20 protein-coding genes are annotated in these 25,048 nt (G+C 32.1%); 11 read left to right on the top strand and 9 right to left on the bottom strand.

Going from position 1 to position 25,048, the window contains the following annotated elements:
- Positions 1 to 47 precede the first annotated feature (47 nt).
- The 5 genes from qoxA (at position 48) to rihC (ending at position 5,106) form a co-directional block, all read left to right on the top strand.
- Complete coding sequence (qoxA, locus tag MUA21_RS03825; protein WP_046207901.1) at positions 48 to 1,169, top strand: cytochrome aa3 quinol oxidase subunit II; 1,122 nt, start codon at positions 48 to 50, stop codon at positions 1,167 to 1,169.
- Positions 1,169 to 3,157, top strand: coding sequence for a cytochrome aa3 quinol oxidase subunit I (gene qoxB / locus MUA21_RS03820; RefSeq protein ID WP_046207902.1), 1,989 nt, complete (start codon positions 1,169 to 1,171; stop codon positions 3,155 to 3,157). Before qoxA ends, qoxB begins: the two co-directional genes overlap by 1 nt.
- On the top strand, positions 3,147 to 3,752 hold the full coding sequence (gene qoxC, locus MUA21_RS03815; protein ID WP_046207903.1) for a cytochrome aa3 quinol oxidase subunit III: 606 nt from the start codon (positions 3,147 to 3,149) through the stop codon (positions 3,750 to 3,752). The genes qoxB and qoxC overlap by 11 nt, the downstream gene beginning before the upstream one ends.
- Positions 3,749 to 4,039, top strand: a complete 291-nt coding sequence (gene qoxD / locus MUA21_RS03810; protein ID WP_046207904.1) for a cytochrome aa3 quinol oxidase subunit IV — start codon at positions 3,749 to 3,751, stop codon at positions 4,037 to 4,039. The genes qoxC and qoxD overlap by 4 nt, the downstream gene beginning before the upstream one ends.
- Before the next feature lie 158 nt (positions 4,040 to 4,197).
- Positions 4,198 to 5,106, top strand: coding sequence for a ribonucleoside hydrolase RihC (rihC, locus tag MUA21_RS03805; RefSeq protein ID WP_064209116.1), 909 nt, complete (start codon positions 4,198 to 4,200; stop codon positions 5,104 to 5,106).
- A gap of 391 nt (positions 5,107 to 5,497) precedes the next feature.
- Here rihC and MUA21_RS03800 read toward each other — a convergent pair whose 3' ends face one another.
- Both MUA21_RS03800 and MUA21_RS03795 read right to left on the bottom strand, forming a co-directional pair.
- Positions 5,498 to 6,676: a serine hydrolase domain-containing protein gene (locus MUA21_RS03800; protein WP_262561899.1), complete on the bottom strand. Its 1,179-nt coding sequence runs from the start codon at positions 6,674 to 6,676 to the stop codon at positions 5,498 to 5,500.
- A gap of 18 nt (positions 6,677 to 6,694) precedes the next feature.
- Positions 6,695 to 8,353 (bottom strand): phospho-sugar mutase, encoded by a 1,659-nt coding sequence (locus MUA21_RS03795; protein WP_107525674.1) that lies wholly within the window; start codon positions 8,351 to 8,353, stop codon positions 6,695 to 6,697.
- A gap of 456 nt (positions 8,354 to 8,809) precedes the next feature.
- Between MUA21_RS03795 and MUA21_RS03790 the strand changes: the two genes are divergently transcribed.
- The 4 genes from MUA21_RS03790 (at position 8,810) to MUA21_RS03775 (ending at position 15,700) form a co-directional block, all read left to right on the top strand.
- Entirely contained in the window at positions 8,810 to 10,111 is a 1,302-nt protein-coding gene (locus MUA21_RS03790; protein ID WP_262561898.1) for an LCP family protein, read from the top strand.
- A 22-nt stretch (positions 10,112 to 10,133) separates the two neighbouring features.
- Positions 10,134 to 10,604: a DUF2538 family protein gene (locus MUA21_RS03785; protein WP_019468155.1), complete on the top strand. Its 471-nt coding sequence runs from the start codon at positions 10,134 to 10,136 to the stop codon at positions 10,602 to 10,604.
- A gap of 78 nt (positions 10,605 to 10,682) precedes the next feature.
- Positions 10,683 to 11,105 carry a GNAT family N-acetyltransferase gene (locus MUA21_RS03780; RefSeq protein WP_046207909.1) on the top strand — a complete coding sequence of 141 codons (423 nt, stop codon included), beginning with the start codon at positions 10,683 to 10,685 and terminating at the stop codon, positions 11,103 to 11,105.
- Between the two features lie 236 nt (positions 11,106 to 11,341).
- Complete coding sequence (locus tag MUA21_RS03775; protein WP_262561896.1) at positions 11,342 to 15,700, top strand: GW dipeptide domain-containing protein; 4,359 nt, start codon at positions 11,342 to 11,344, stop codon at positions 15,698 to 15,700.
- Positions 15,701 to 16,019: 319 nt separating this feature from the next.
- Here the strand turns inward: MUA21_RS03775 and MUA21_RS03770 are convergent, their stop codons facing one another.
- A complete protein-coding gene (locus tag MUA21_RS03770; protein WP_046207911.1) occupies positions 16,020 to 16,442 on the bottom strand; it encodes a MarR family transcriptional regulator in 423 nt (140 codons plus the stop codon).
- A gap of 202 nt (positions 16,443 to 16,644) precedes the next feature.
- Here MUA21_RS03770 and MUA21_RS03765 point away from each other — a divergent pair, with 202 nt between their 5' ends.
- Together MUA21_RS03765 and MUA21_RS03760 are read left to right on the top strand one after the other, a co-directional pair.
- Positions 16,645 to 17,649, top strand: coding sequence for an acyltransferase family protein (locus tag MUA21_RS03765; protein ID WP_262561895.1), 1,005 nt, complete (start codon positions 16,645 to 16,647; stop codon positions 17,647 to 17,649).
- A 120-nt stretch (positions 17,650 to 17,769) separates the two neighbouring features.
- On the top strand, positions 17,770 to 18,930 hold the full coding sequence (locus tag MUA21_RS03760; RefSeq protein WP_107525678.1) for an aminotransferase class I/II-fold pyridoxal phosphate-dependent enzyme: 1,161 nt from the start codon (positions 17,770 to 17,772) through the stop codon (positions 18,928 to 18,930).
- A gap of 400 nt (positions 18,931 to 19,330) precedes the next feature.
- On the opposite strand, the gene MUA21_RS03755 is transcribed toward MUA21_RS03760, so the two are convergent.
- From MUA21_RS03755 to MUA21_RS03730, 6 genes are all read right to left on the bottom strand, one after another.
- Positions 19,331 to 19,768: a MarR family winged helix-turn-helix transcriptional regulator gene (locus MUA21_RS03755; protein WP_064209412.1), complete on the bottom strand. Its 438-nt coding sequence runs from the start codon at positions 19,766 to 19,768 to the stop codon at positions 19,331 to 19,333.
- A gap of 208 nt (positions 19,769 to 19,976) precedes the next feature.
- A complete protein-coding gene (locus tag MUA21_RS03750; RefSeq protein ID WP_107525679.1) occupies positions 19,977 to 20,198 on the bottom strand; it encodes a hypothetical protein in 222 nt (73 codons plus the stop codon).
- 47 nt (positions 20,199 to 20,245) lie between these two features.
- Positions 20,246 to 21,064 carry a 1,4-dihydroxy-2-naphthoyl-CoA synthase gene (gene menB, locus MUA21_RS03745; protein WP_046208091.1) on the bottom strand — a complete coding sequence of 273 codons (819 nt, stop codon included), beginning with the start codon at positions 21,062 to 21,064 and terminating at the stop codon, positions 20,246 to 20,248.
- Positions 21,057 to 21,863, bottom strand: coding sequence for a 2-succinyl-6-hydroxy-2,4-cyclohexadiene-1-carboxylate synthase (menH, locus tag MUA21_RS03740; RefSeq protein ID WP_262561894.1), 807 nt, complete (start codon positions 21,861 to 21,863; stop codon positions 21,057 to 21,059). Before menH ends, menB begins: the two co-directional genes overlap by 8 nt.
- Positions 21,850 to 23,532 carry a 2-succinyl-5-enolpyruvyl-6-hydroxy-3-cyclohexene-1-carboxylic-acid synthase gene (gene menD / locus MUA21_RS03735; protein ID WP_070657728.1) on the bottom strand — a complete coding sequence of 561 codons (1,683 nt, stop codon included), beginning with the start codon at positions 23,530 to 23,532 and terminating at the stop codon, positions 21,850 to 21,852. Before menD ends, menH begins: the two co-directional genes overlap by 14 nt.
- Positions 23,525 to 24,877 carry an isochorismate synthase gene (locus MUA21_RS03730; protein WP_046208088.1) on the bottom strand — a complete coding sequence of 451 codons (1,353 nt, stop codon included), beginning with the start codon at positions 24,875 to 24,877 and terminating at the stop codon, positions 23,525 to 23,527. Before MUA21_RS03730 ends, menD begins: the two co-directional genes overlap by 8 nt.
- Positions 24,878 to 25,048: the final 171 nt, after the last annotated feature.

Raw genomic sequence — 25,048 nt, 5'->3', positions numbered from 1 at the left:
AAAATTGATGGTAAGCCCTACAATTGTAGTATTAGGAGGTCAAAAAAGTGTCAAAATTTAAGTCTTTGCTTCTACTCTTTGGCTCACTAATTATACTTAGTGGTTGTTCAAATGTAGAAGTTTTAAACCCAAAAGGGCCGGTAGCAAGTGACTCGAAGTTCTTGATTATTTATTCAATCATCTTCATGCTTGTTATTATTGCCGCCGTACTTATCATGTTTGCTCTGTTCCTATATAAATATAGATTACACAAAACAGACGAGTCTGGTAAGATGCACCACAATTCTTTAATTGAAACAATTTGGTTTATCATTCCGGTGATCATCGTTATCGCTTTAGCGATTCCTACAGTAAAATCACTTTATATGTATGAAGCTAAACCCGAAAAACAAGACGATCCACTTGTTGTCTATGCAACAAGCGCTGGTTATAAGTGGTTCTTCAGTTATCCTGAAGAAAAAATCGAAACTGTTAACCACCTAACAATACCTAAAGATCGCCCTGTTGTCTTCAAACTCCAATCAATGGATATGATGACAAGTTTCTGGATACCACAATTAGGTGGTCAAAAATACGCGATGACTGGTATGACAATGGATTGGACATTAACTGCTAGCGAAGAAGGTACGTTCCGAGGACGTAACTCAAACTTCAACGGTGAAGGATTCGCTCGCCAGACATTTGATGTTAATTCTGTTAGCCAAAGTAAATTTAAGGATTGGGTAAAAGATGCTCAAAGTCAAAAGAAATTAGATCAAGATACTTTTGATAAACAACTTTTACCAACTACTGAAAATAAAAACTTAACTTTCAGTGGTACGCACATGGCGTTTGTTGATCCAGCAGCTGATCCTGAGTATATTTTCCATGCTTATGATCGTTTCAATTACGTACAAAAAGATCCAAACTTCAATACACCTGAAGAAATTAAAAAAGATGTATTGGATAAACCGAATAAACCTGCACGTAAACCTCAAATCACAAACGCAAACTATGAACGTCATGGTATGAAAGCTATGATTCTAGGCAATAATGAACCATATGATAGTGAATTCAAAGATGAAGAATCACATAATATGGATGAAATGGAAAAAATCTCAGAAGGTGCTAAAGATGAAAAAGCATCTAAAGCTGAGAAAAAAGACCATGAACATGGAGGTGGACATTAATGAATTTCCCATGGGATCAATTACTCGTTCAAGGTAACTGGATGATTACAATGGCGCAGATTGGTGCACCGTTTGCTATCATCGCAGTAATCGCAGTAATTACTTACTTTAAATTGTGGAAATATCTATACAGAGAATGGTTCACGTCTATTGACCATAAAAAAATTGGTGCTATGTATTTAATCTGTGCTGTATTAATGTTCGTACGTGGTGGTATTGATGCCCTAATGATGCGTACACAATTAGCAATTCCAGATAATACATTCTTAGAAGGAAATCACTATAATGAAGTCTTTAGTACGCACGGCGTAATAATGATTATCTTTATGGCGATGCCTTTCATCTTTGGTTTATGGAATGTTATTGTACCTCTTCAAATTGGTGCAAGAGACGTTGCATTCCCTGTATTAAATAACGTAAGTTTCTGGTTATTCTTCTCTGGTATGTTGTTATTCAACCTATCATTTATAATCGGAGGCTCACCTGCAGCTGGTTGGACTAACTATGCACCACTCGCAGGAGAATTCAGTCCAGGACCTGGGGTTAACTACTACCTTATCGCAATACAGATTTCTGGTATAGGTACCCTAATGACTGGTATTAACTTCTTTGTAACAATACTTAGATGTAAAACACCTACGATGAAATTTATGGAAATGCCAATGTTCACGGTTACTACTTTCATTACAGCATTAATCGTTATTTTGGCTTTCCCAGTATTGACAGTTGCGCTAGCACTGTTTACAACAGATAGAATCTTCGATACTGCATTCTTTACAGTCGCAAATGGTGGTATGCCAATGCTATGGGCTAACTTCTTCTGGGTATGGGGGCACCCCGAAGTTTATATCGTTATCCTACCGGCATTCGGTATTTATTCAGAAATTATTCCAACATTTGCACGTAAACGTCTGTTTGGTCACCAAAGTATGGTGTGGGCAACAGCAGGTATCGCATTCCTTAGTTTCTTAGTTTGGGTTCACCATTTCTTCACTATGGGTAATGGTGCATTAATTAACTCATTCTTCTCAATCACAACTATGCTGATTGGTATACCAACAGGTGTTAAATTATTTAACTGGTTATTCACTTTATATCAAGGTAGAATTACATTTGAATCGCCTATGCTATTCGCATTAGCATTCATTCCTAACTTCTTACTTGGTGGTGTAACTGGTGTTATGCTTGCAATGGCAGCAGCCGACTATCAGTACCATAATACGTACTTCTTAGTTGCTCACTTCCACTACACATTAGTAGCTGGTGTTGTATTTGCTTGTTTAGGTGCACTCATTTTCTGGTGGCCTAAGATGACTGGATTTAAGTTAAACGAGACATTAAACAAATGGAGTTTCTGGTTATTCATGATTGGATTTAACGTTTGTTTCTTACCTCAATTCATCCTTGGATTAGATGGTATGCCACGTCGTTTATACACTTATATGCCAGAAGATGGATGGTGGTTGCTAAACGCAATCTCTACTGTCGGTGCATTAATGATGGCACTAGGCTTTATGTTCTTAGTTGCTAGTATCGTATATAGTTTCTTCAAAGCACCACGTGAAGCTACTGGTGACAACTGGGATGGCTTAGGACGTACATTAGAGTGGTCAACTGCTTCAGCAATGCCACCTAAATACAACTTTGCTATTACACCAGATTGGAATGACTACGATACATTTGTAAATATGAAAGAACACGGTAGACACTACTTAGATAATCACAATTATTCTGATATCCATATGCCAAATAATACGCCAGTTGGTTTCTGGATGGGAATTTTCTTCACAATCGGTGGATTCTTCCTTGTCTTTGAAACTATACTTCCAGCCGTTATTTGCTTAATAGGTATCTTTGGTACTATGATTTACCGCAGTTTCCAAGTAGACCACGGTTATCATATTCCAGCTTCTGAAGTAGCAGAAACCGAAAAACGTTTACGTGAAGCACGTATTAAAGAAAGGGAGGCTGTAAGTCATGAGTCATGATGCAAACACTATTGATCAACGTTCGCATGAAGGTAATTTAAATAGACTTGGCTTTTGGGTATTCCTTACAGCGGAAGTCTCATTATTCGGTACGCTATTCGCAACCCTATTAACGCTTCAACACGGTGGCGATTATGGCGGTAAAATGACAACTGAAATGTTCGAATTACCCCTAATTTTAATAATGACATTTGCGTTATTAATTAGTTCTTACACTTGTGGTATTTCTATTTACTATATGAGACAAGAAAAAGCAAAATTAATGACAATATGGATGATTATCACTTTACTATTCGGAGTAGTGTTCGTAGGCTTTGAAATTTATGAGTTTGCTCACTATGTCTCAGAAGGTGTTAACTTAACTATTGGTTCTTACTGGTCTAGTTTCTTTATTCTTTTAGGAACACATGGTGCCCACGTATCTCTAGGGATTGTTTGGATTACATGTCTATTAATTCAAGTTGCAATGCGTGGATTAAATAAAGATAATGCTCCTAAATTATTTATAGTAAGTTTATATTGGCACTTCTTAGATGTTGTTTGGATCTTCATCTTCACTGCCGTATATATGATAGGGATGGTGTTTAGCGGATGAATACAATTGTAAAACACACAGTAGGTTTTATTGGCTCAATCGTTTTGACTATTTTAGCAGTATTCGTAACCCTATACACATCAATGGCACTAAATGCTAAGATTACAATCATCTTTGGCTTTGCCTTTATCCAAGCTGCAGTACAATTATTAATGTTCATGCACTTAACTGAAGGTAAAGATGGAAATGTACAAGGGTTTAAAGTTATATTTGCGGTTATCATTACTCTAATTACAGTTATTGGTACGTATTGGGTAATGCAAGGTGGACACTCAAGCCACTTATAATCCCAAAAAGACTTCTCGAAAGAGAAGTCTTTTTTTTATTCACGTATCCATCTCCCCTATACCTTTCATTAAATAATTTACTTTGTAACATTTCTTTCTCCAAAAGATGTAGAATATAATTGATAATGCTATTTTTGTAACAGGAGGATTAGATAATTATGAAACAACCAATTATTATTGATACAGACCCAGGTATTGATGATGCAGCAGCGATTAGCTTTGCTTTAAACCATCCAGAATTTGATTTGAAAATGATTTCTACAGTCAATGGTAATGTTGGAATCGAAAAAACAACTGCTAATGCATTAAAAATCAAACGTTTCTTTAATAGCGATGTACCTGTACATAGAGGTGCTTCACAACCACTTTTATCAGCTATTGTAGATGCAAGTGAAGTACATGGTGAATCGGGAATGGAAGGATATACTTTCCCAGAAATCAATGAAAGTGATCTCGATTCTACTCATGCTGTTGAGGCCATGCGAGATGTTTTACTCAAAAGCGAAACGCCTATCACACTTATTCCTATTGGCCCATTAACGAATATTGCATTATTATTAATGACTTATCCTGAAGTGAAAGCATACATTAAAGAAATTGTATTAATGGGTGGCTCAGCATCTCGAGGTAATGTAACACCATTAGCTGAATTTAACATTTATTGTGATCCTGAAGCTGCTCAAATCGTATTTAATTCTGGCCTACCTATAACAATGATAGGATTAGATGTTGCTAGAAGTTCTAGTTTGACACATGAAACAATTAATGAACTAAAATCAATCAACGAGACTGGTAAGATGTTGCATCAGTTATTCAAACATTATAGAGGAGACGATTTTGAAAAAGGTATTAATGTATACGATGCTTATACATTGCTTTATCTACTGCATCCAGAACACTTTGTTGTACGAGAAGCTGATGTGCAAATTGAAACAGATGGCAAATTAACCAAGGGTGCTTCAGTAGTTGACTTCAAATCTCAATTTCCTAATACAACCGTAGTAATGTCAGTACAAGCAAATATCTTTAAGCAGATGTTTATCGATGCTTTAAAGTATTGTAAGTAAAATTTTAATACACAAATCGCTTGACTCATCTTTTATTATTTACAATTTTTGATCATATGTATGAACTCAGATTCGTAATTAATCATATCTACGACAATCCAGTCTGCATCTTACAAAACAAAAAAGTATTTATTTTGCAGAAAAACTAACACACCTTTTCTAAGGAAATCAATGGACAAACTAATTTAGCGAGATATATCATGCATGTATTTATCTCTAATTAACATTACCGTATAAAAAGCATGCATTTTGCGAAACATGAACTATAATTTGTCCTCAAAACATAAACAACTTATTATAAAAGAAAAACCGTCAATTTCTATCGTGGTTTGATAGAAATTGACGGTTATGTTTTAATCAGTGATATTAACACACCTATCACTATTCCCTTTCAATACAACTGTTTTACTCTATTATAATGACCATCTTGATGTAATAACTTAAAGTAAATATGTTTCATTTTATATTCATTATTCATTTTGCCGTTGTCATAATTCGTTGCTAGTACAATAACATAATTATCATTAAAATATACTGTGAATATATTGCCGAAAAAAATGCCATTAATTCTATTTTTATCAGCAAAAGAATAAAAACCGTATCGGTATGGTCTAGGATATTGTGTAGTCAAACTTTCATGAATAAAAGGCATGGTCGTTGTTTCGTCAAAAATTCTATTGTATTGTAAATTTAATACCACTTTCCCCATATCATAAGGAGACATGTAAAGGTTACCTGCCCCATCATATTGATTTAATATATTAGATTTTTGACGAATACGTCTTCCAGTTAATTTATCATTTTTATAACCAACAGCCATATATTTTTGAAAATTTAAATTACTATAACGCGCCGTATATTCTAAATTATATGGTTTCACTAATCTTTCATTTAAATTCTGCATATAAGACTTATGTGTCACCGTCTCTATTACTTTCGATAATATTAAATAATTAGCATCGTTATATTGATATTTATTATATTCTAAAGGGTTGATACCTCTCTGTTGTATTGCATGTGTTGCATCATTTAAATCTTTAAATTTTGGATTCGCTTTATATTTATATAACCCACTTTGATGTAACATCAGTTGCTTAATCGAAAGTGGATAAATTGAATCAAACCATTCTAAATAATGCTTTACTGGCGTCATCATATGAATCTCGTCTTCAATTTCTAATTGTTTTAACATGATACCTGTCAAAAATTTTTGTGCTGAGCCAATTAAAAACATCGTATTAGCATTATTTTCTTCACTCTTTTCAAAATCTTGATAACCATAGCCTTTATTCAATTTAAGTTTACCTTTTTCAAAAAGCGCAATGGTACCATTAAAATGAGTTTGTTCCAAATATTCATCTATTTTATTAATTTGTGGATGTTTGTGATCAACGACTGTTTTTAACTTTTTTTGTTTCTTAGATGATTGTTTTTCATTTTCCTTGGTTGAAATCTTTGAAGGACTAATATAATCTTTCATTTGTTTATAGTGTCTATAACCAGTAAAACTTAAAACCAAAAATATGAAAATGATTAAAACAATGATTATTTTATATTTGTTGACTTTCATGTTGTTGCCTCTTTGTTGTTATTTTATATGATTGATATATTCCTCTTTAAATTGATTTGTTAAAGCATCAATATCTTCTATATTTAATGAGAAATACAACTTGATTTTAGGTTCAGTACCAGAAGGTCTCAATGCAATGAAACCTTCATCAAAAATAAAGCGAATTAAATTGGTTTCAGGTAATGATAATGCCTCAGTACTACCCTCTCTTAAATTTTTAATGGTACCTAATTGGTAATCCTCAACTTGTGCTACTTCAAGACCACAAATCGTTGAAACATCTTTATTTCTAAATTGATCCATTATTTTAGTGATTTTTTCAATGCCTTCTGCGCCTTCAAATGTCGGTGATAGAGTTTTATCTTTATATGCACCGATATGCGCATAAATATCTTCTATTGTATCTTTAAATGTCATTCCGTTATTCGCTAATAAATTTTTATATTTGATTAATAAAGGAACCATTTGTATTGCATCTTTGTCTCTTGAAAATGGCTTTGCTAAATAGCCATGGCTTTCTTCAAAAGCAATTAGTAATTGCTTATCTTGATGAGCATTTTCTGTTTCCAATAAATTTGAAATGTATTTAAATCCTGTTAATACATTATTCACTTCTACATCTAATGCTAAGGCTAATCTTTCCGCAAGTTCACTTGTGACTATAGATTTAATCATGTATAGTTGCTTACCTTCTTCTACTAAATCTTGGAATCTTAATTTAGTAAGCAAAATACCAATTTCATTTCCATTAAAATATCTGTACGTTTGGTCATTATAACGTTCAATTATACCCAATCTATCAGCATCAGGATCAGTCGCTATAATTAATTGTGCATCTGTATCGTTTGCGAGCTTAATACCGCGTTCAAAAACAGCCTCATCTTCAGGATTAGCTATCGCTACAGTTGGAAAATTACCATCTGGGGTTGACTGTTCTTTTTCAATAACAAAGTTATCATAGTTTAATTCTGATAATATATCAGAAGCCAAAGGTAAACTCGTACCATGCAAACTCGTAAGTACGACTTTAGCTTGTTTCTCAGGAATATCCCCTACTAAATCTTTCACTTCATTTTTATAAGCTTCAGTGACTTCATTTGACATATATGTGATTTTATTATCTTCGAGTAATAAATTAAAATCATCTCTATCAATCTGTAGTGGATGCTCAATAGCGTTAATATATTGACTTAAATGTTCTGATTCATCGGGTAATAATTGTCCACCGTTTTGATCGTATATTTTAATCCCATTATAGTTTTTGGGATTATGACTAGCAGTAATCATCACACCTGCACTTGTTTTTAAATATCTCACCGCAAATGATAATTCAGGTGTGGATTTGTAATTTTCTGATAAAATCGTAGTAATATTATTTTGAGCTAAAACAGACGCCATTTCTTCTGAAAATGCTTTCGATAACAATCTTGTGTCAAAATGGATTACGATGGATGGATTATCAAATTTTGCTTTCAAATATTGCGATAAACCCAATGCAACTTTGCGGACTGTAAATGCATTCAATCGACCCGGTCCTAAACCGAAAGTACTACGTATTCCAGCAGTCCCAAATGTTAGGTTTCCGCTAAACCCTTCTTCTATTTCTTTTTCTGTTTGTGCTTCATAAAATTTTTTTACTAAACTTTCATCTAATTTATCCAACCATTCTGATTTCATGGTTATATCCTCCTTGAAACTTCAATATATTAACAATTTATTCATACGGTATTATCTTTGATTTAATTTAATAAATACCAAAAATCGCTATGACTTTAAAATCTCTGCTTAAAAACTTGCTGAAGTAAAAATATTAATATTATCAATCATTGATAACATTTAACATATGCTAATTATATCGTAAGTTTATAAATAAATCATTTTAGCCATGTCGTTTTTCTTAATAATTATTTCTTTTATTTTCATTAAGAATATTTTAATGGTCAACTGTACGCCAATTTATAATTCAAACTTTAGTAGGATAAATTCTTAGTTGATATTTTTTAATGTTAGTTATAAAATTATAAGTTATAGTACAAATTTCTCTTTACAATAATTTAATGAAATAATCAAAAACTTAACATTAGATCAATATTGTAATATATACAAAATCACATACGATGGGGAGCTTCATACATGAATAAATTTTTAAAATACCTTTTAATATTTCTATCTTTAATTCTTGTAGTTGTTCCAGTTATATTTGCCGTTTTATTACTTAAATCGTCACAAGGTGCATTTGAGCATTCATTGAATACGAGCGATACTTCTAGAGAATCAAGTATTCGTGAATCTAAAGTAAACCCGTCTAAAGATCCAATCTCTATTTTATTTTTAGGTATCGATGATAATAGTGGTCGTGAAAAGAATGGGCAAAGTGCTGAACAATCAAGAACTGATGCAATGATATTATCTACTTTTAACGCAGATAAAGAACAAATTCGAATGTTAAGTATCCCACGCGATACAATCAGTTACATTCCAGAAGTCGGCTATTATGATAAAATTACACACGCACATGCATACAACGGCCCTACAGCTTCTATGGATTCAGTAGAAGCTGCATTAAATGTGCCCGTTGATTATTATGTAAGAATTAACATGGAAGCATTCGTGGATGCCGTTGATGAACTCGGTGGCATTGAATACGATGTTCCATATAATATTTCTGAACCAAATACAAACGATACAGGAAAAATAAAAGTGAAAAAAGGTCACCAAAAACTAAATGGAGATGAAGCTTTAGCAGTCGCTAGAACACGTCATCAAGATTCAGATTTAAAACGTGGCCAAAGACAGATGGATTTAATTAAAAAGCTATTTATTAAAGCTCAAAAAGCAGATTCATTCAGTAAATTAGATGATGTAATTGAAATAGTAGGTAAAAACGCGAAGCATAATTTAAGTTACAAAGAAGTAAAAGCACTAGCTACATCTTACTTAAAAGATGATGTTAAAATTAAAAGTAAACAGCTAGAAGGTCAAGATGATTATTTAAATGGTGTTTATTACTATAATCCTAATATTAAAAATATACAAGATACTGCAAATCTTTTGCGCAGCGATTTAAATTTACCTAAAATTAAAGATACAGACGATTTCTTAAATAAACGTGTCATCGACTTTTATGGTACACTCGTACCACAAACAGAAATTGATAGTAGTTTATTACGTAAAAATCAAAAAGATAGCTCTGAGGAAGATGAAGACGATTCAAATTCACAATCGGAACAAAATAATTCAAATTCACAAGATCCAAATTCTACAAATGAAAATCAACAAAATAATATGAATCAAACAGATAATAACCAAACGACAGTGCAACCGAACGATTCAAATCAACAATCTGATTACAACCAACAAATAGATCCTAACCAACAGCAGCAGGATCCAAATCAACAACAAAACACACAAGAATTACAAACAAATCTATATTAAGCTGTAGAGAGGAGATCGCGACATGTCACGAAAAACATATGAAAAATTAGCGAATATAAACGGTATGTTTAACGTTTTAGAACAACAATTAATCCATAGTAAGGATATGGCACTTTTTAGAAATGAATTTTTCTATGTTAATCACGCACATCGTGAAAACTATGAAGCTTTACGAATCTACTACAAGGATAGTGAAACCAACCCTGTTGTAGACGGTGCATGTTATATCGTAGCACTACCCGAAATTTTTGATAAAGTTGATGTTTTTGAATCAGAACTACCTTTTTCTTGGGTTTATGACCAAAATGGTATAACGGAAACAATGAAAGAACTTAGTGTACCACTACAATATTTAATTGCAGCAGCCCTTGAAGTAACAGACGTCAATTTATTTAGGCCGTCAGGTTTTACTATGGGGATGAACAATTGGAATATTGCACAAATGAGAATTTTTTGGCAATATACTGCATTAGTACGTCAAGAAGCTCAATAATACATTAAATAACTACCCTATTACATTATAAATGTGATAGGGTAGTTTTATTATATTCAAAAGAAATGAGGTTTTATCATGTTCGAAGTGGTTACTACATCTAAAATGTTGGATGATGCATACGAAATTAGAAAAGCAGTTTTTGTTCATGAACAAGGAGTCCCGCTTGAAAATGAAATAGATCAATTTGAATCTACCGCTACTCATGTCATAGGTTATGATGAACTACACTCCCCTTTTGCAACTGGAAGGTTTAGACCCTATCAAAATGGAGCAAAAATTGAGCGCGTAGCAATTTTACCAACACATAGAAAATCAGGTCATGGCAAAGCTTTAATGCTTTTTATTGAAACAGTAGCAAAAGAACAAGGGTATAATATGTTAACGCTTAATGCCCAATGCCATGCACAACGCTTTTATGAATCATTAGGTTATAAGGCTTCAGGTGATATTTTCTTAGAAGAAAATATTGAACATATTTTAATGAATAAAACAATTTGAACTAAATAATTTAATAAAGTTGCAGTTAATGTACATCTTTATTATGTAATATTCCAAAGAGTGTAATATTTTAATATATTTGAAATTAGGCGTATTTCCGCCTTTTCTTAAATTATTTCTACTTTTTTAGTGTCTTAATAAGATTAATTTTATATTACAAATCTATGAAATCAATTCAATTAAACTATCTTCGTATTATAATGGTATTAAATATTAATAATAAAAGGGGCAGTTAAATGACTAATAAAAAGTTGAATTATAAGGTACCTTCAATAGTTGCATTGACGTTAGCTGGTACAGCTTTGACAACCCATTATGCACATGCAGCTGATAATACACAAAATCAGAAATCAAATAAAAATGTGTTGAATGATGAAAATACCTTAAAGCAAAGCGAAGAAATAAAATCTGAAGTTAGTAATCCAACGACAAATATTTCAGGGACACAAACATACAATGATCCAAGTCAAGTGCAAGAACTCAAGTCAGATGAACCTGAAAATTATGATGCACAATTAGACGAACTAAACAAAGACACATCAAGTCAAAATACATATTCTACACAAAATCAAGAAAATCAAAATAATTCTGACAGCAATAAAAATACAGATGCCCAAGCAGTAAATAATGATGTTTCTATAAGTACTGATGTGAAAACCGACAGCACTAACGTAGCAGATCAGAATGATGATAACGCTAATGTTGCTCAAGATGATGATGCTTCTAATGTTGCTGACTCTGAGGTCGCTTCTGATGAATCAACTTCTGATTCTGCAAACGATAACAGTACGGCTTCCAACACTAATGAAAGTAAAGACGACAGCACTAACATAGCAGATCAGAATGATGATAAAACTACTGTTGCTCAAGATGATAATGACTCTGATGTTGCTGACTCTGAGGTCACTTCTGATGAATCAACTTCTGATTCTGCAAACGATAATAGTACGACTTCCAACACTAACGAAAGTAAAGAAGACAGTACTAACATAGCAGATCAGAATGATGATAACGCTAATGTTGCTCAAGATGATGATGCTTCTAATGTTGCTGACTCTGAGGTCGCTTCTGATGAATCAACTTCTGATTCTGCAAACGATAACAGTACGGCTTCCAACACTAATGAAAGTAAAGACGACAGCACTAACATAGCAGATCAGAATGATGATAAAACTACTGTTGCTCAAGATGATAATGACTCTGATGTTGCTGACTCTGAGGTCACTTCTGATGAATCAACTTCTGATTCTGCAAACGATAACAGTACGGCTTCCAACACTAATGAAAGTAAAGACGACAGTACTAACATAGCAGATCAGAATGATGATAAAACTACTGTTGCTCAAGATGATAATGACTCTGATGTTGCTGACTCTGAGGTCACTTCTGATGAATCAACTTCTGATTCTACAAACGATAATAGTACGGCTTCCAACACTAATGAAAGTAAAGACGACAGCACTAACGTAGCAGATCAGAATGATGATAACGCTAATGTCGCTCAAGATGATGATGCTTCGGATGTTGCTGACTCTGAGGTCACTTCTGGTGAGACAACTACAACAACTCAATCTGACAATGAAGCACAAACTGAAAAGGTGAATACTTTAGATTCAGATATAAATACATCACCAAAAACAGTTCAAGTCTATAAAAGTGAGGCAACACCAAAATTAAGAATGGCTAGATCAGTTAGTACACCAACTATAGCTACAAGATCAGCTGTCAGTACTAAATCTACATCTAAAAGTTCATTACCTAAATATACGCCAAAAGTAAATTCGTCAATAAATAATTATATTCGTAAAAATAACTTCAAAGCACCTAACTATGAACAAGATATCGCAAGTTATTTACCAAAATATCAGTATCGTTATGGTAAACCTGAAGGTATCGTTATGCATGATACTGCAAACGATAATTCAACAATAACTGGTGAAATAAATTACATGAAAAATAATTATAATAGCGCATTTGTACATGCTTATGTAGATGGTAATCGTATTATTGAAACAGCTAATACAGATTATTTAGCATGGGGTGCTGGTCCAGCTGCAAACGAACGCTTTATTCATGTAGAATTAGTCCATACTCATGACTATGATTCATTTGCTCGTTCTATCAATAACTATGCAGACTATGCAGCTACAAACCTACAATATTATGGACTTGCTCCTGATAGCGCTGAGTATGATGGTGTTGGGACTGTTTGGACGCATAAAGCTGTAAGTAATTATTTAGGTGGATCAGATCATATCGATCCACATGGTTATTTAGCTAATCATAATTATAGTTATGATGAACTTTATGATTTAATTTATGAAAAATATTTAATTAAAACAGGTAAAGCTGCCGCTTGGGGTTCTACGTCATCTGGAAGTACAAGTGGAAGCAAAAATGAGTCAAGTGGTTCTACTACAAAACCGTCTACTAATACTGGTAAATTAACAGTATCAACGAACAACGGTGTTGGGCGTATAAACACAAATAATGATGGATTATATACCACTGTTTATGATCAAAATGGTAGAAAAACAAGTAAAACGAATCAAACGTTAAAAGTTACAAAATCGGCGACTTTAGGAAACAAAGACTTTTACTTAGTTTCTGATTATAATAAAGGTAATTTAATTGGATGGGTACATCAAAGTGATGTAAGTTATAACTCTGCTAAGCCAGTTGCTAAAAATAATCAATCTTATAAAATCAAACCTGGTGAAGTGATTTATACTGTACCTTGGGGCACCAATTCTCAGAAAGCAGGCACAGTTTCAGGCAGCTCTAGTCAAACATTCAAAGCATCAAAACAGCAGCAAATTGGCAAAACAAATTATATTTATGGTACAGTAAATAATTTATCCGGTTGGGTAAGCTTAAGTAAATTAACTTCAACAAGTAAAACAGCTACCTCCCCTAGTACAAGTAATAATTTAACTGTCAATACGCTTATCAATCAACAAGGTACAGTCGCTAAAACAAATCATGGTGTTTATACATCTGTATATGATCAAAAAGGTATTCAAAAACCATATGTGAATGGTAAAACTTACAAATTAAGTAAAAAAGCTACATTAGGTAAAAATTCATTTTATTTAATTACAGATAACAAAACAAATACTAACCTAGGTTGGATGCAAACAGGTGACATCACTGTTAAAGAAGCAGTTACAAAAGCTACTGCTACTCCTACAACATCTGTTAGTAAAATCGGACAATTAAACACAAACAATTCTGGTATTAAAGCAACTGTTTATGATAAAAAAGGTAAAAATGCTTCTAAATTTGCTGGTCGTACGTATACTGTAACTAAGCAACGTACTCAAGGTAATAACACTTATGTGTTAATCCAAAATACAAAACAAAATACACCAATTGGTTGGGTTAATACTAAAGATATAAATACGCGTAACTTAAGCAAAACAAAAGCTAAAAATGGACAATATACTGTAAAAGCTACTAACAATGGCTTATATGCAATTCCATGGGGTACAAAAAATCAGCAATTAGATACCCAAAATAATATTAAAAACAGTAAATTTAACGCATCAAAATCTGTGTTTGTTGATAAAGACGAGTACCTATACGGAAACGTCAATAATAAAACTGGTTGGATTGCAGCTAAAGATTTGAATAAAACTCCAACACAATCAAAAATCACACCACAAAAATTCGACTATGTTATTTACAATGCCAATGGTAACTATTACCTTGATCCTAATGCTACAAAATCAGCTGGATCATTAAAAGGTTTCCATGAAAGCATATTTACTGTTTTTGAAAAACAAATCATTAATGGGGTAACTTGGTATCATGGTAAATTATCGAACGGTAAAATTGTTTGGATAAAAGAAAGCGACTTACGAAAAGAGCTTGTAAAATACTATAAATCTAATCTTACTTTAGATCAGGCAGTAGCGTTACAACATGGTTTGAAATTCAAACCTCAAATTCAACGTACACCTGGAAAATGGGAAGATGCAACAAAAAGTGAGATTAAAAATGCTATGGATAGTAGTAAACTTGCTAAAGATCCAACTCAAAAATACCAATTCTTACGCTTAGATAAATCACAAAATATTTCTGGTACTGATTTAGATAAACTATTAGTTGGCAATGGCATATTAGAAGGACAAGGTGAGGCATTTAGTGAAGCTGCTAAAACTTATAACATTAATGAAGTTTATTTAGTTTCTCATGCCCTACTTGAAACTGGAAATGGAACTTCTAAGCTTGCTAATGGTGGTGACGTAGTAAATAATAAAGTTGTCACTAATGGCGCTAAAAAATATTACAATATGTTTGGTATTGGAGCCGTTGATAAAGATCCTGTAAAACAAGGTTTTGCTACCGCTAAAAATAATGGCTGGGATACTGTTAAAAAAGCAATTGTTGGTGGCGCTAAATACATTGCTAATTCATACATTAACCAAGGACAAAATACTTTGTATAAAATGCGTTGGAATCCTGATAATCCAGGCGTTCATCAATATGCAACTGATGTTGCATGGGCATCTCATAATGCTACACGTATTAAAGGTTTCTATGATTCAATGAATAAATTGGGCAAATATTTTGATGTAAACACATATAAATAGCATGAAATCATAATGTGTAAGTTTTAAAACACAAATAAACCTTAGGTGAAAATTCACCTAAGGTTTATTTGTTTATATAGTGCTAACATATTAAGTATCATTATACTAAACAGTTTTGTAAACGTCATAGAAGCTTTTTAAATCTCTTTTATGACATATTGTTCTTTTCCAACATGAAAGCTTTTCCAATCATTGGACAGCTATTTATTGTTTCTGTTTCTATGCATTCTTGGTTCATTTGAACCCTATCATAAATTTGTATCATATCGCTGTGTTACATAATAAAATGATGCTGAAAATTTTAGCCACCATTTGTCATTTACTTGATATAATGATGATGCGTATTTAATTTATTTAATAAATAATTTAGATTTTCAATATCATTTGAAGTTAAATTTTGACACCTTGCTTCTATCAAAGCCACCCTAACTTCGTTAATTTGTTGAACAAGTGCTTTTGTTTTTTCTGTAATCATTAAATCTTTACATCTTAAGTCTTTGTTTGACTGTTTACTAGTTATATAGCCCATTTGACATAATTTTTTGATCCATCTAGACACAATAGACTGTTCTTTATTAATTTTCATTGTTAAATCATATTGTGATAACACATTATAATGATATAAAATCCTTAACATTTCTAACTGTTCTGAAGTTAAATCTGTGCGTTGGCCAAACCTTCTACTGACTAAATTTAAATCATTACTTGTAAGTGTAATTAATTGTTCTAGTTGTTTATACATGTTGTTTCATCTCCACTACTTTAATTAAAATGTTCAATAGCATTTAAATTTATTATTTTATTTTCTAATATTATAATGTTATTCCTCATAATATACAATAATAATCTACAAATCAGTCGGTTTTGTTGCATTTGTCATATGTTTTATAATAAATTAGTAACAGTGATTATAAATTTTACCTGTATATAAAAGGAGCAACCCTATGACACAGTTAAAAGAAAGAGATTATTTCTTCGACAATGCGAGAATGGTATTAATTTTTCTTGTTGTATTTGGTCATTTATTACAACCATATACTGAAGAAAGTAAATATCTTTCTTCACTTTATTTAACTATATATAGTTTCCATATGCCCTGTTTTTTATTCATCTCAGGTTATTTTGCTAAAAAAGCAGGCACAGCTGGTTATCTAGAGAAAGTTTCAAAAAAATTGTTAGTACCTTATTTTATTTTCTTTGGTTTTTTCACCTTTTACTATTATTTCACAGGAAAAGAAGACAGTGTTAAATTCGATCCCTTTGATCCTGTTTTTGCATTATGGTTTTTACTTACATTATTCTTTTTCCATGTCATATTAGTAATAGTAAAAGACTTTAAACCTTATTTTGTATTACCTATATCTATTATTATTTCTTTGTTTGCAGGTTACTCAGATAATATTGACAATTATTTAAGTTTTTCAAGAACAATCATGTTCTTCCCTATTTTTTATTTAGGTTATTTATTTACGAGTGAACATACACGTGTGTTAAGAAATAAGAAATTCATACCGGTCGCTGTTAGCATTTTACTCCTTTTTTATATCATTTATACCTTGCATCCTATAAATGCTGATTGGTTATTAGGTGATTCACCTTATATGTCACTGGAAGGTAAACAAGATTTATATAGTCCAATTAAACGTTTGCTATTATACTTATTTATTTTAATTACAATGTTTTCTTTCCTTAATTTAATACCTGAAAAAGAAAGATTTTTCACATACATTGGGCGTCGCACTATGTATGTCTATTTACTACATGGCATTGTAATTGGTATTATACGTGGTTTTAATATTTATCCGTTTAAAGACCACATCTCTATACTGACTTATATATATCTACTCTTATTTACTAGTATAATTGTATATGTATTATCAACTAGATTTATATCTAAGTGGACCAATCCAATTATTAACTTGCAATCCCCTTCGAATTTTAAAGATTAAAATAATTTCCAACCGATTTGTAGTTGGTTCAAATATGTTATGATGGTAGTAATTTGATATTTTAAGCTAGTCATACTTATTTAACTACAAATCGGTATTTTTATTTTGAGGTGAAAAACAATGAAGCTATCATTAAACGACAATTCTAAATTTTTAACAGCACCAAGTATTAGGCAATTTTCAAATAAAATTAAAGATATTGATGATTGTATCAATTTAACAATCGGTCAACCAGATTTTCCTATGCCTGATGTCGTAAAAAATGCATATATTACTGCAATAAAAGAAAATCAAACAAAGTATTCTCATAACAAAGGGTTACTTGAAACACGAAATGCAGTCAGTCATTATTTTAAACAGCGCTATGGTTTCCATTATAGCTCTGATGAAATTATTATTACAAATGGCGCTAGTGAAGCGTTAGACACAGCTTTGAGAAGCATTATTAACCCAGGTGATGAAATATTAATCCCCAGCCCTATTTATGCAGGTTATATCCCTTTAATTAAAACACTTGGTGGCGTTCCTGTATATATCGACACTACAAAAACAGATTTCAAAGTAACACCTGAAGCAATCAAGCAAAATATATCGTCAAAAACAAAAGCAATTCTTTTAAATTATCCGACAAATCCCACTGGTGTTATTTTAACTTATGATGAAATTCATGCACTTACAGAAATGTTAAAAAATGAAGAGATTTTTATCATTAGTGATGAAATTTATGCAGAAAATACCTTTAATCATAAACACACTTCTTTTGCTGAATTTAAATCCATCCGTGATCAGTTATTGCTCGTCAATGGATTAAGTAAATCTCACTCTGCTACTGGGATTCGCATTGGTTTTCTATTAGGTCCAGAATATTTAATTGAAAAGTTAACATTTATGCATGCCTATAATTGTATATGTGCTAATGTACCTGCTCAAATAGCTTGTATAGCAGCATTAAACGAAGGATTAGATGCACCTCACTATATGAACAAAGCATATATTGAAAGACGAGATTTTTTAATCACAAAACTACAATCTTTAGGTTTTAAACTCGACGCTAAACCAGAAGGTGCTTTTTATATCTTCCCAAGTATTGAAAATTTCACAGAAAATGATTTTGATTTTTGCGTTGATGTACTCGAAAAAGCACACGTTGCAATGGTACCAGGTTCTTCATTTACAGACATTGGTAAAGGCCATGTGCGTATTTCTTATGCCTATGAACTCGATGCCTTAAAAGAGGCAATGAGAAGATTAGAACTTTATATAAAAGAACATTATGAATAACGCCTTGTTATTCTGTATTTAAAATTTATTTATCAATGATTACTACGCTAACCTCCATATTCTATGTAGGCAGCCAAAACCCAATTGAATATAATCATAAAATTTTAGTGTGATTAATATCCGACATTTGATTAGTCGGTATAATGATTTAATAACTCGAGAAACTGTATCAAATTGTTAATCACCGTGCGATTAATAAAGTGAATTTTTTAATGTGCTTATTATGCTGAGGATTATGAGGAAAACTTACTTAGAGATAACTACGCACTTAAGCAGAGGTAATTTTCTTAAAAATATATCTGTTAAGAAGTATGACATAAAAGAGGCTCGTAAATGAATTTTTAAAAATTCATTTACGGGCTTCTTTTATATTACGTTTTATATTTCAAATATGTGCATTTTATTGATAAATATTTTTTTCAGCAAATTTTTTCATTAATTTATAATATATATCTATATCTTCTGAACTCATATTGAACTGAGTTAACACTTCATCTGAAATTTGCTCAAATTTCTCTTTTAACACACTTCCCTTTTGTGTCAATTGTACTTTAACTCTTCGTTCATCCTCTTCTGTTCTCATACGTTCAATTAGTCCTTTTTTTTCGAGTCTCTTAATAATTGGGCTTATTGTACCAGAATCTAAATATAATTGATCGCATAATGTCTTGATAAATACAGGATTTGAGTTTTCAATATATAACATCACTACATAATTTGGAAAGCTAATATCATACTGCTTTAGGTGTTTGTTAAATTTATTTACTATCTCTTTACTAGAAACATAAAACAGAAAACACATATCTTTCATAAGTTCTTTATTTTTATATTGTGTCATTCATTACTCTCCTCTGCCCTTTTTTATTATATTAATAGAAATTTTATTTTTGGTCAAATATAATAACAAAATGTTTAAAAGTTTTAACATTACTAGTATTAGTCAATAGAATATTCTGAAAACTAATTTTATCCAACTTACATGTTTTTCATTTAATTTTTAATAATAAATTTAAAACCTGGATTTTCATTTTATATTCTCATTTTTATCATTGATGAAAATGAATTTTTTTAGCTTTAGATTCATATAACCAATCATTATGTATCATTTTGGTAATAAGGTGTATTCGTTCGAACCATGCATTGGCCAATTTATCACTCAGCATCAAATAATCACTAGACAACTTTAAAACAATAAAAAAACCGTTAATTTCTAAATATTCACTAGAAATTAACGGTTGCCGTTTTAGTTTTAATACCATGACTTTCATTCAAAAGCCTCTATATTTATTGAGGCGTTGTTACTAAATATCTTTACTTATGGAAATTTAGGGAATTGATCAAAATCAGGATTACGTTTTTCTTTAAACGCATCTCTGCCTTCTTTAGCTTCGTCTGTTGTGTAATACAACAGCGTAGCATCACCCGCCATTTGTTGTAATCCTGCTAATCCATCAGTGTCAGCGTTCATCGCTGCTTTTAAGAATCTTAATGCTGTCGGAGAATGTTGCATCATTTCTTCACACCATTTCACCGTTTCATCCTCTATATCAGCTAAAGGTACAACAGTATTTACTAAGCCCATGTCTAAAGCTTCTTGTGCATTGTATTGACGGCATAAATACCATATTTCACGTGCTTTTTTATGTCCTACAATGCGCGCTAAATATCCTGAACCATAACCTGCATCAAATGATCCTACTTTTGGACCTGTTTGACCAAATATTGCATTATCTGCAGCGATTGTTAAGTCACAAACAACATTTAATACATTTCCGCCACCAATTGCATATCCTCTAACCATCGCGATGACAGGTTTTGGAATAATACGTATCAATCTTTGTAAATCCAACACATTAAGACGCGGAATTTGATCTTCACCTACATAGCCACCATGGCCACGTACTTTTTGGTCTCCACCTGAACAGAATGCTTTATCGCCTTCACCTGTAAGGACAATAACCGAAATACGTTGATCATCTCTAGCTCTTGTAAATGCATCTATCATTTCTTGTACCGTATTTGGCGTAAACGCATTACGAACTTCAGGTCTATTAATAGTTACTTTGGCTATGCCGTTATAAAATTCGTACTTAATCTCTTTATATTCTTTAATTGTTTCCCATTGTCTAGTCATTTTGCTCCTCCTTAAAAATAAAACCTAACACTATTTTATCAAATTCTGTCATTTCTTCCACATGTACAGTATGACCACTACCATTAACTTCATTTAGACTCGTCTCTGGTATTAAGTCGCACATGTGATAACCAATTTTTATAAATTTTTCGTCGAAACTTCCTACAATTATACAAGTTGGAACTGCAATATCTGATATTTTTGGCCATAAGTTAGGCATTTGTCCAGTACCATACTCTCGTAAAGCTTTTGCTAATCTCACAGGATTTTGTTGTAATCGCATTTGACGAATCTTTCGTTTTGTTTCTGTATTTAAATTATACTGACTTTGAAATAAAGGTAATTTTTCCCAATCATTTACAAAAATTTCTAATCCAGCGATTTCTAAAACTTTTGCACGTGCTTGATCAATTTGAATTCTTTCGATGCGGTCGTCTTCATCTGCAATACCTGGTGAACTGCTTTCTAATATCAATCCATTTAAGTAGCACGTTCCATAAAGCGCATAATATAAAGCGATTCTACCACCCATAGAATAACCGTGTAAAAAAATACGATATGCCTTAAACAAAGCTAATGTATCGTCTAATAATTGGCAGATAAATTCGAAATTCCAAGTACTCGTTTCACTTGATTGATCAAAACCATGACCTGGCAAGTCAATGGTTAATACATTGATTTCATCTGTGAACGTTTTGATATGTTCATAGAATGTCGATTGATCACTTATAAATCCATGTAATAATACGATCAAATCATTTGAGTTCTTTGTAGATTGATGAAATTTATAATGTAACATCTATAATATCACTCAATTTCAAATAAAGATTTTGGTGTTGGCTTAAGTTTTCATCACGATTTGTAATGATTTCATATATATGTGCACCAAGTTTTGACAGTTCTGCATACTTAAAAGTTTCAATTGTTTCAAAACGTCTGTAAGAAAAATCATAAAGTAATGCAGCATGTTCAAAGTTTAATCCTGTCGGTGTACCAAATAGTCTTTCAAAATAAATATCAGCAGACGACTTTTGTGGTAAAAAGGAGAAAATTCCGCCGCCATCATTATTTAAAAGTATGATATTTAAGTTAATATCATTTAATTTTGACATGAGTAAACCATTCATATCATGGTAAAATGCTAAATCACCTATTAATAATGTGACACGTTTATGTGCTGCCATTCCTATCGCTGTGGAAATAACACCATCTATGCCATTTGCACCTCTATTAGCATAAATCTCTGCTTCACAATCTATAAATAGGTTATCGACATCACGGATTGGCATACTATTGCTAACAAATAATGCATCCTCTTTCGTCAATTTATCTAATAGATTTGCTACAAAAGCTGACTCATCCGTAGCAGTTCTCAAATAATCTTTGATTTTAATATGTGCTTGCTTTTCTAGTGATTGCCATTTTTCTAACCAATTTTTTCGCTCTACAGTTGGAATTTCAGAAAGCTGCCTAAAGAAATCATTGGCCGACATTTCGTAAGATACATGCGGTACCTTTGGAAATGCATCTGGTTGATCATTATTTTGCACTAATATTTGAAAAGCTTCTGTAGCTTTTAACCATTGATTTACTTTTTTAGAAATCACTGGTTTACCTACGCGAATAATAAAATCAGCATTTATAGATAACCCCGATCTATACAGTAAATCATAAGTTGTCACTACATTAGGATGATGTTCTTTACGTAATTGACTCAAAGGGTCTGCCAAAATAGGCATGTCATGTATGGTTGCATAAGTAAGTATTTGATCTACATCTTGATGTTGCATATCACCCACAACAATGAGGCCTTTACGTTTTTGCATAATCGTTTTGATTTCATTCAAACTTGCTGTTTTTTGATAATGAGGCAAGATCTTATTATCTGAATTTAACCATTCTACTTTTTCTAGGTTCGGTGTTAATGGCTCTCTAAATGGCAAATTCAAATGTATGGGTCCACGATGCGGACCGTAGAAATATTGGCTTGCTTTTTGTATTTGAAATTTGATAGTGTTTAACAAATAATCTTGTGATTCATCGGCATCTGCTATTGGAAAATCAAATTGGTATTGAACATAATTCTCGAACATATTTGTTTGATTTATCGCTTGAGGTGCACCTATTCCTCTTAATTCATGCGGTCTATCACTCGTCAATACGACTAATGGTAAATGACTTAAATCACTTTCTGCAATTGCAGGCGTATAATTGGCAGCTGCAGTACCAGATGTACATAAAATTGCAACTGGTCTTTCACTACCTTTCATTAACCCCATCGCAAAAAAAGCAGCGCTACGTTCATCTGGATGAATCCAAGATTTCAGTTTTGGGTGTGCCTCTATAGCAATAGCTAGTGGCGTTGAACGAGAACCAGGGCTTATTACCACTTCTCTTATGCCATATGCATATAGTTCTGAGACTAATGTAAAAACTTGTTTTGTTAAAGCGTCTGTGTGATTACTCATATTTCTCTACTCCTAAAGCTTTCATCATCGGATTGAATTTAACCGCAGTTTCTTCTACTTCACTATCAGCATCAGAATTTTGTACAATACCGCAACCAGCAAATAAAGTAGCTTGATTCTTTTTAATTAACATCGATCTAATAGCTACGATGAACTCACAGTTATCATACATATCAATATATCCTACTGGTGCGCCATATAGACCTCGTGTACCAAATTCATTATTTTCAATATAAGAAATTGCTTCTTCCTTAGGATAACCACCTAATGCTGGTGTAGGATGAAGATTATCTAATAATCCAATATATGAATTTTGTAACAACCGTCCTTCAATTTTAGTATATAAATGATATAAATGATCATTTGTTAAAATTTGAGGTTTTTTATTAAATGTAATTTCTTCTACATAAGGTTTGATATCATTCAATATACTTTTAACAACAAAATGATGCTCATTTAAATTCTTGTCATCGTTTAAAAATGCATCAATATTTGCCTTATCTATGTCATCTCGATGTGTTCTTTTAATTGTACCAGCAACAGCTTTCGTCGATAACACGTCATCTTTGACTTCCATTAATTGCTCAGGGGTTTGGGAGAAAAACACACTATCTTGTGATTCAAGCACAAATAAGTAGCTATTATGTTCACCCTGCATTGCCCTATTGAGTATATATGGAATGTTAATGTTTTTATCAAACATAATAAGCCTTTTCCTTGCAAGTACAATTTTTTTATTTTCATCTAAAATATCAATTGTATCTTTAACTAACTCACGCCATTCGTCTTTATAAATATCGTCAATTCTTTTAATATCCCCTATTTCATCACTAGGTTGAACGTCCTTTTGTGTAAGTCTATCAATGATTGCTAAGAAAGTATCTATCTCAAACTTATCGGCTTCTACTGTATACGTTATAAAAGATTGTCCCTGCTCCATCGTAACGAGTACTTCAGGTAAGACAAAATGATTAATACCAAACTCACGCCATTCATCACCTGATTTATGCGTTGAAAATTGGAAACCACCACAGATTTTCAAATGATGTCTTTCTGAATTTGGATGTATTAACTCAATATCATTTTTATACTTTTCCCACTCACGAAAAATAGATTGTTTATTTTCAAAATCGTTTTTAAATCTCGTGATAGCATGATAGCCAAAGAATGAAGTTTCGTTGTCATTTTTCTTGAAATAAAAACGGTCTCCCGCACAATCTTCGGTTAAATGAAATAATAATGTAGGTTCTAATTCATAATCTAATTTTGCTTCTACAGAAACCCAAGTATGGTTACTTTCGTATACCGCTTCGACAATTTCACTTTCCTTGACATCTAAAGTCATCTATTTCACTTCTTTCATTTCAATATCAGTTTACACTCATTATAATATTGTACCACTTTTCACAATCTGTGTACGTTTTTCAGCTTATTTCATGTAGACAATTTTTACGTAAGTTGACCTTTACAACTTCTTCTATTAAAATTAATTTGATAAAAATTAATTATATTAAAA

Origin of the sequence: Staphylococcus ureilyticus (assembly GCF_025558845.1) — a bacterium.
GTDB classification, from domain to species: domain Bacteria; phylum Bacillota; class Bacilli; order Staphylococcales; family Staphylococcaceae; genus Staphylococcus; species Staphylococcus ureilyticus.
The sequence above is the reverse complement of the archived record's forward strand: the minus strand, read 5'-3'. Positions and strand labels throughout refer to the sequence as shown.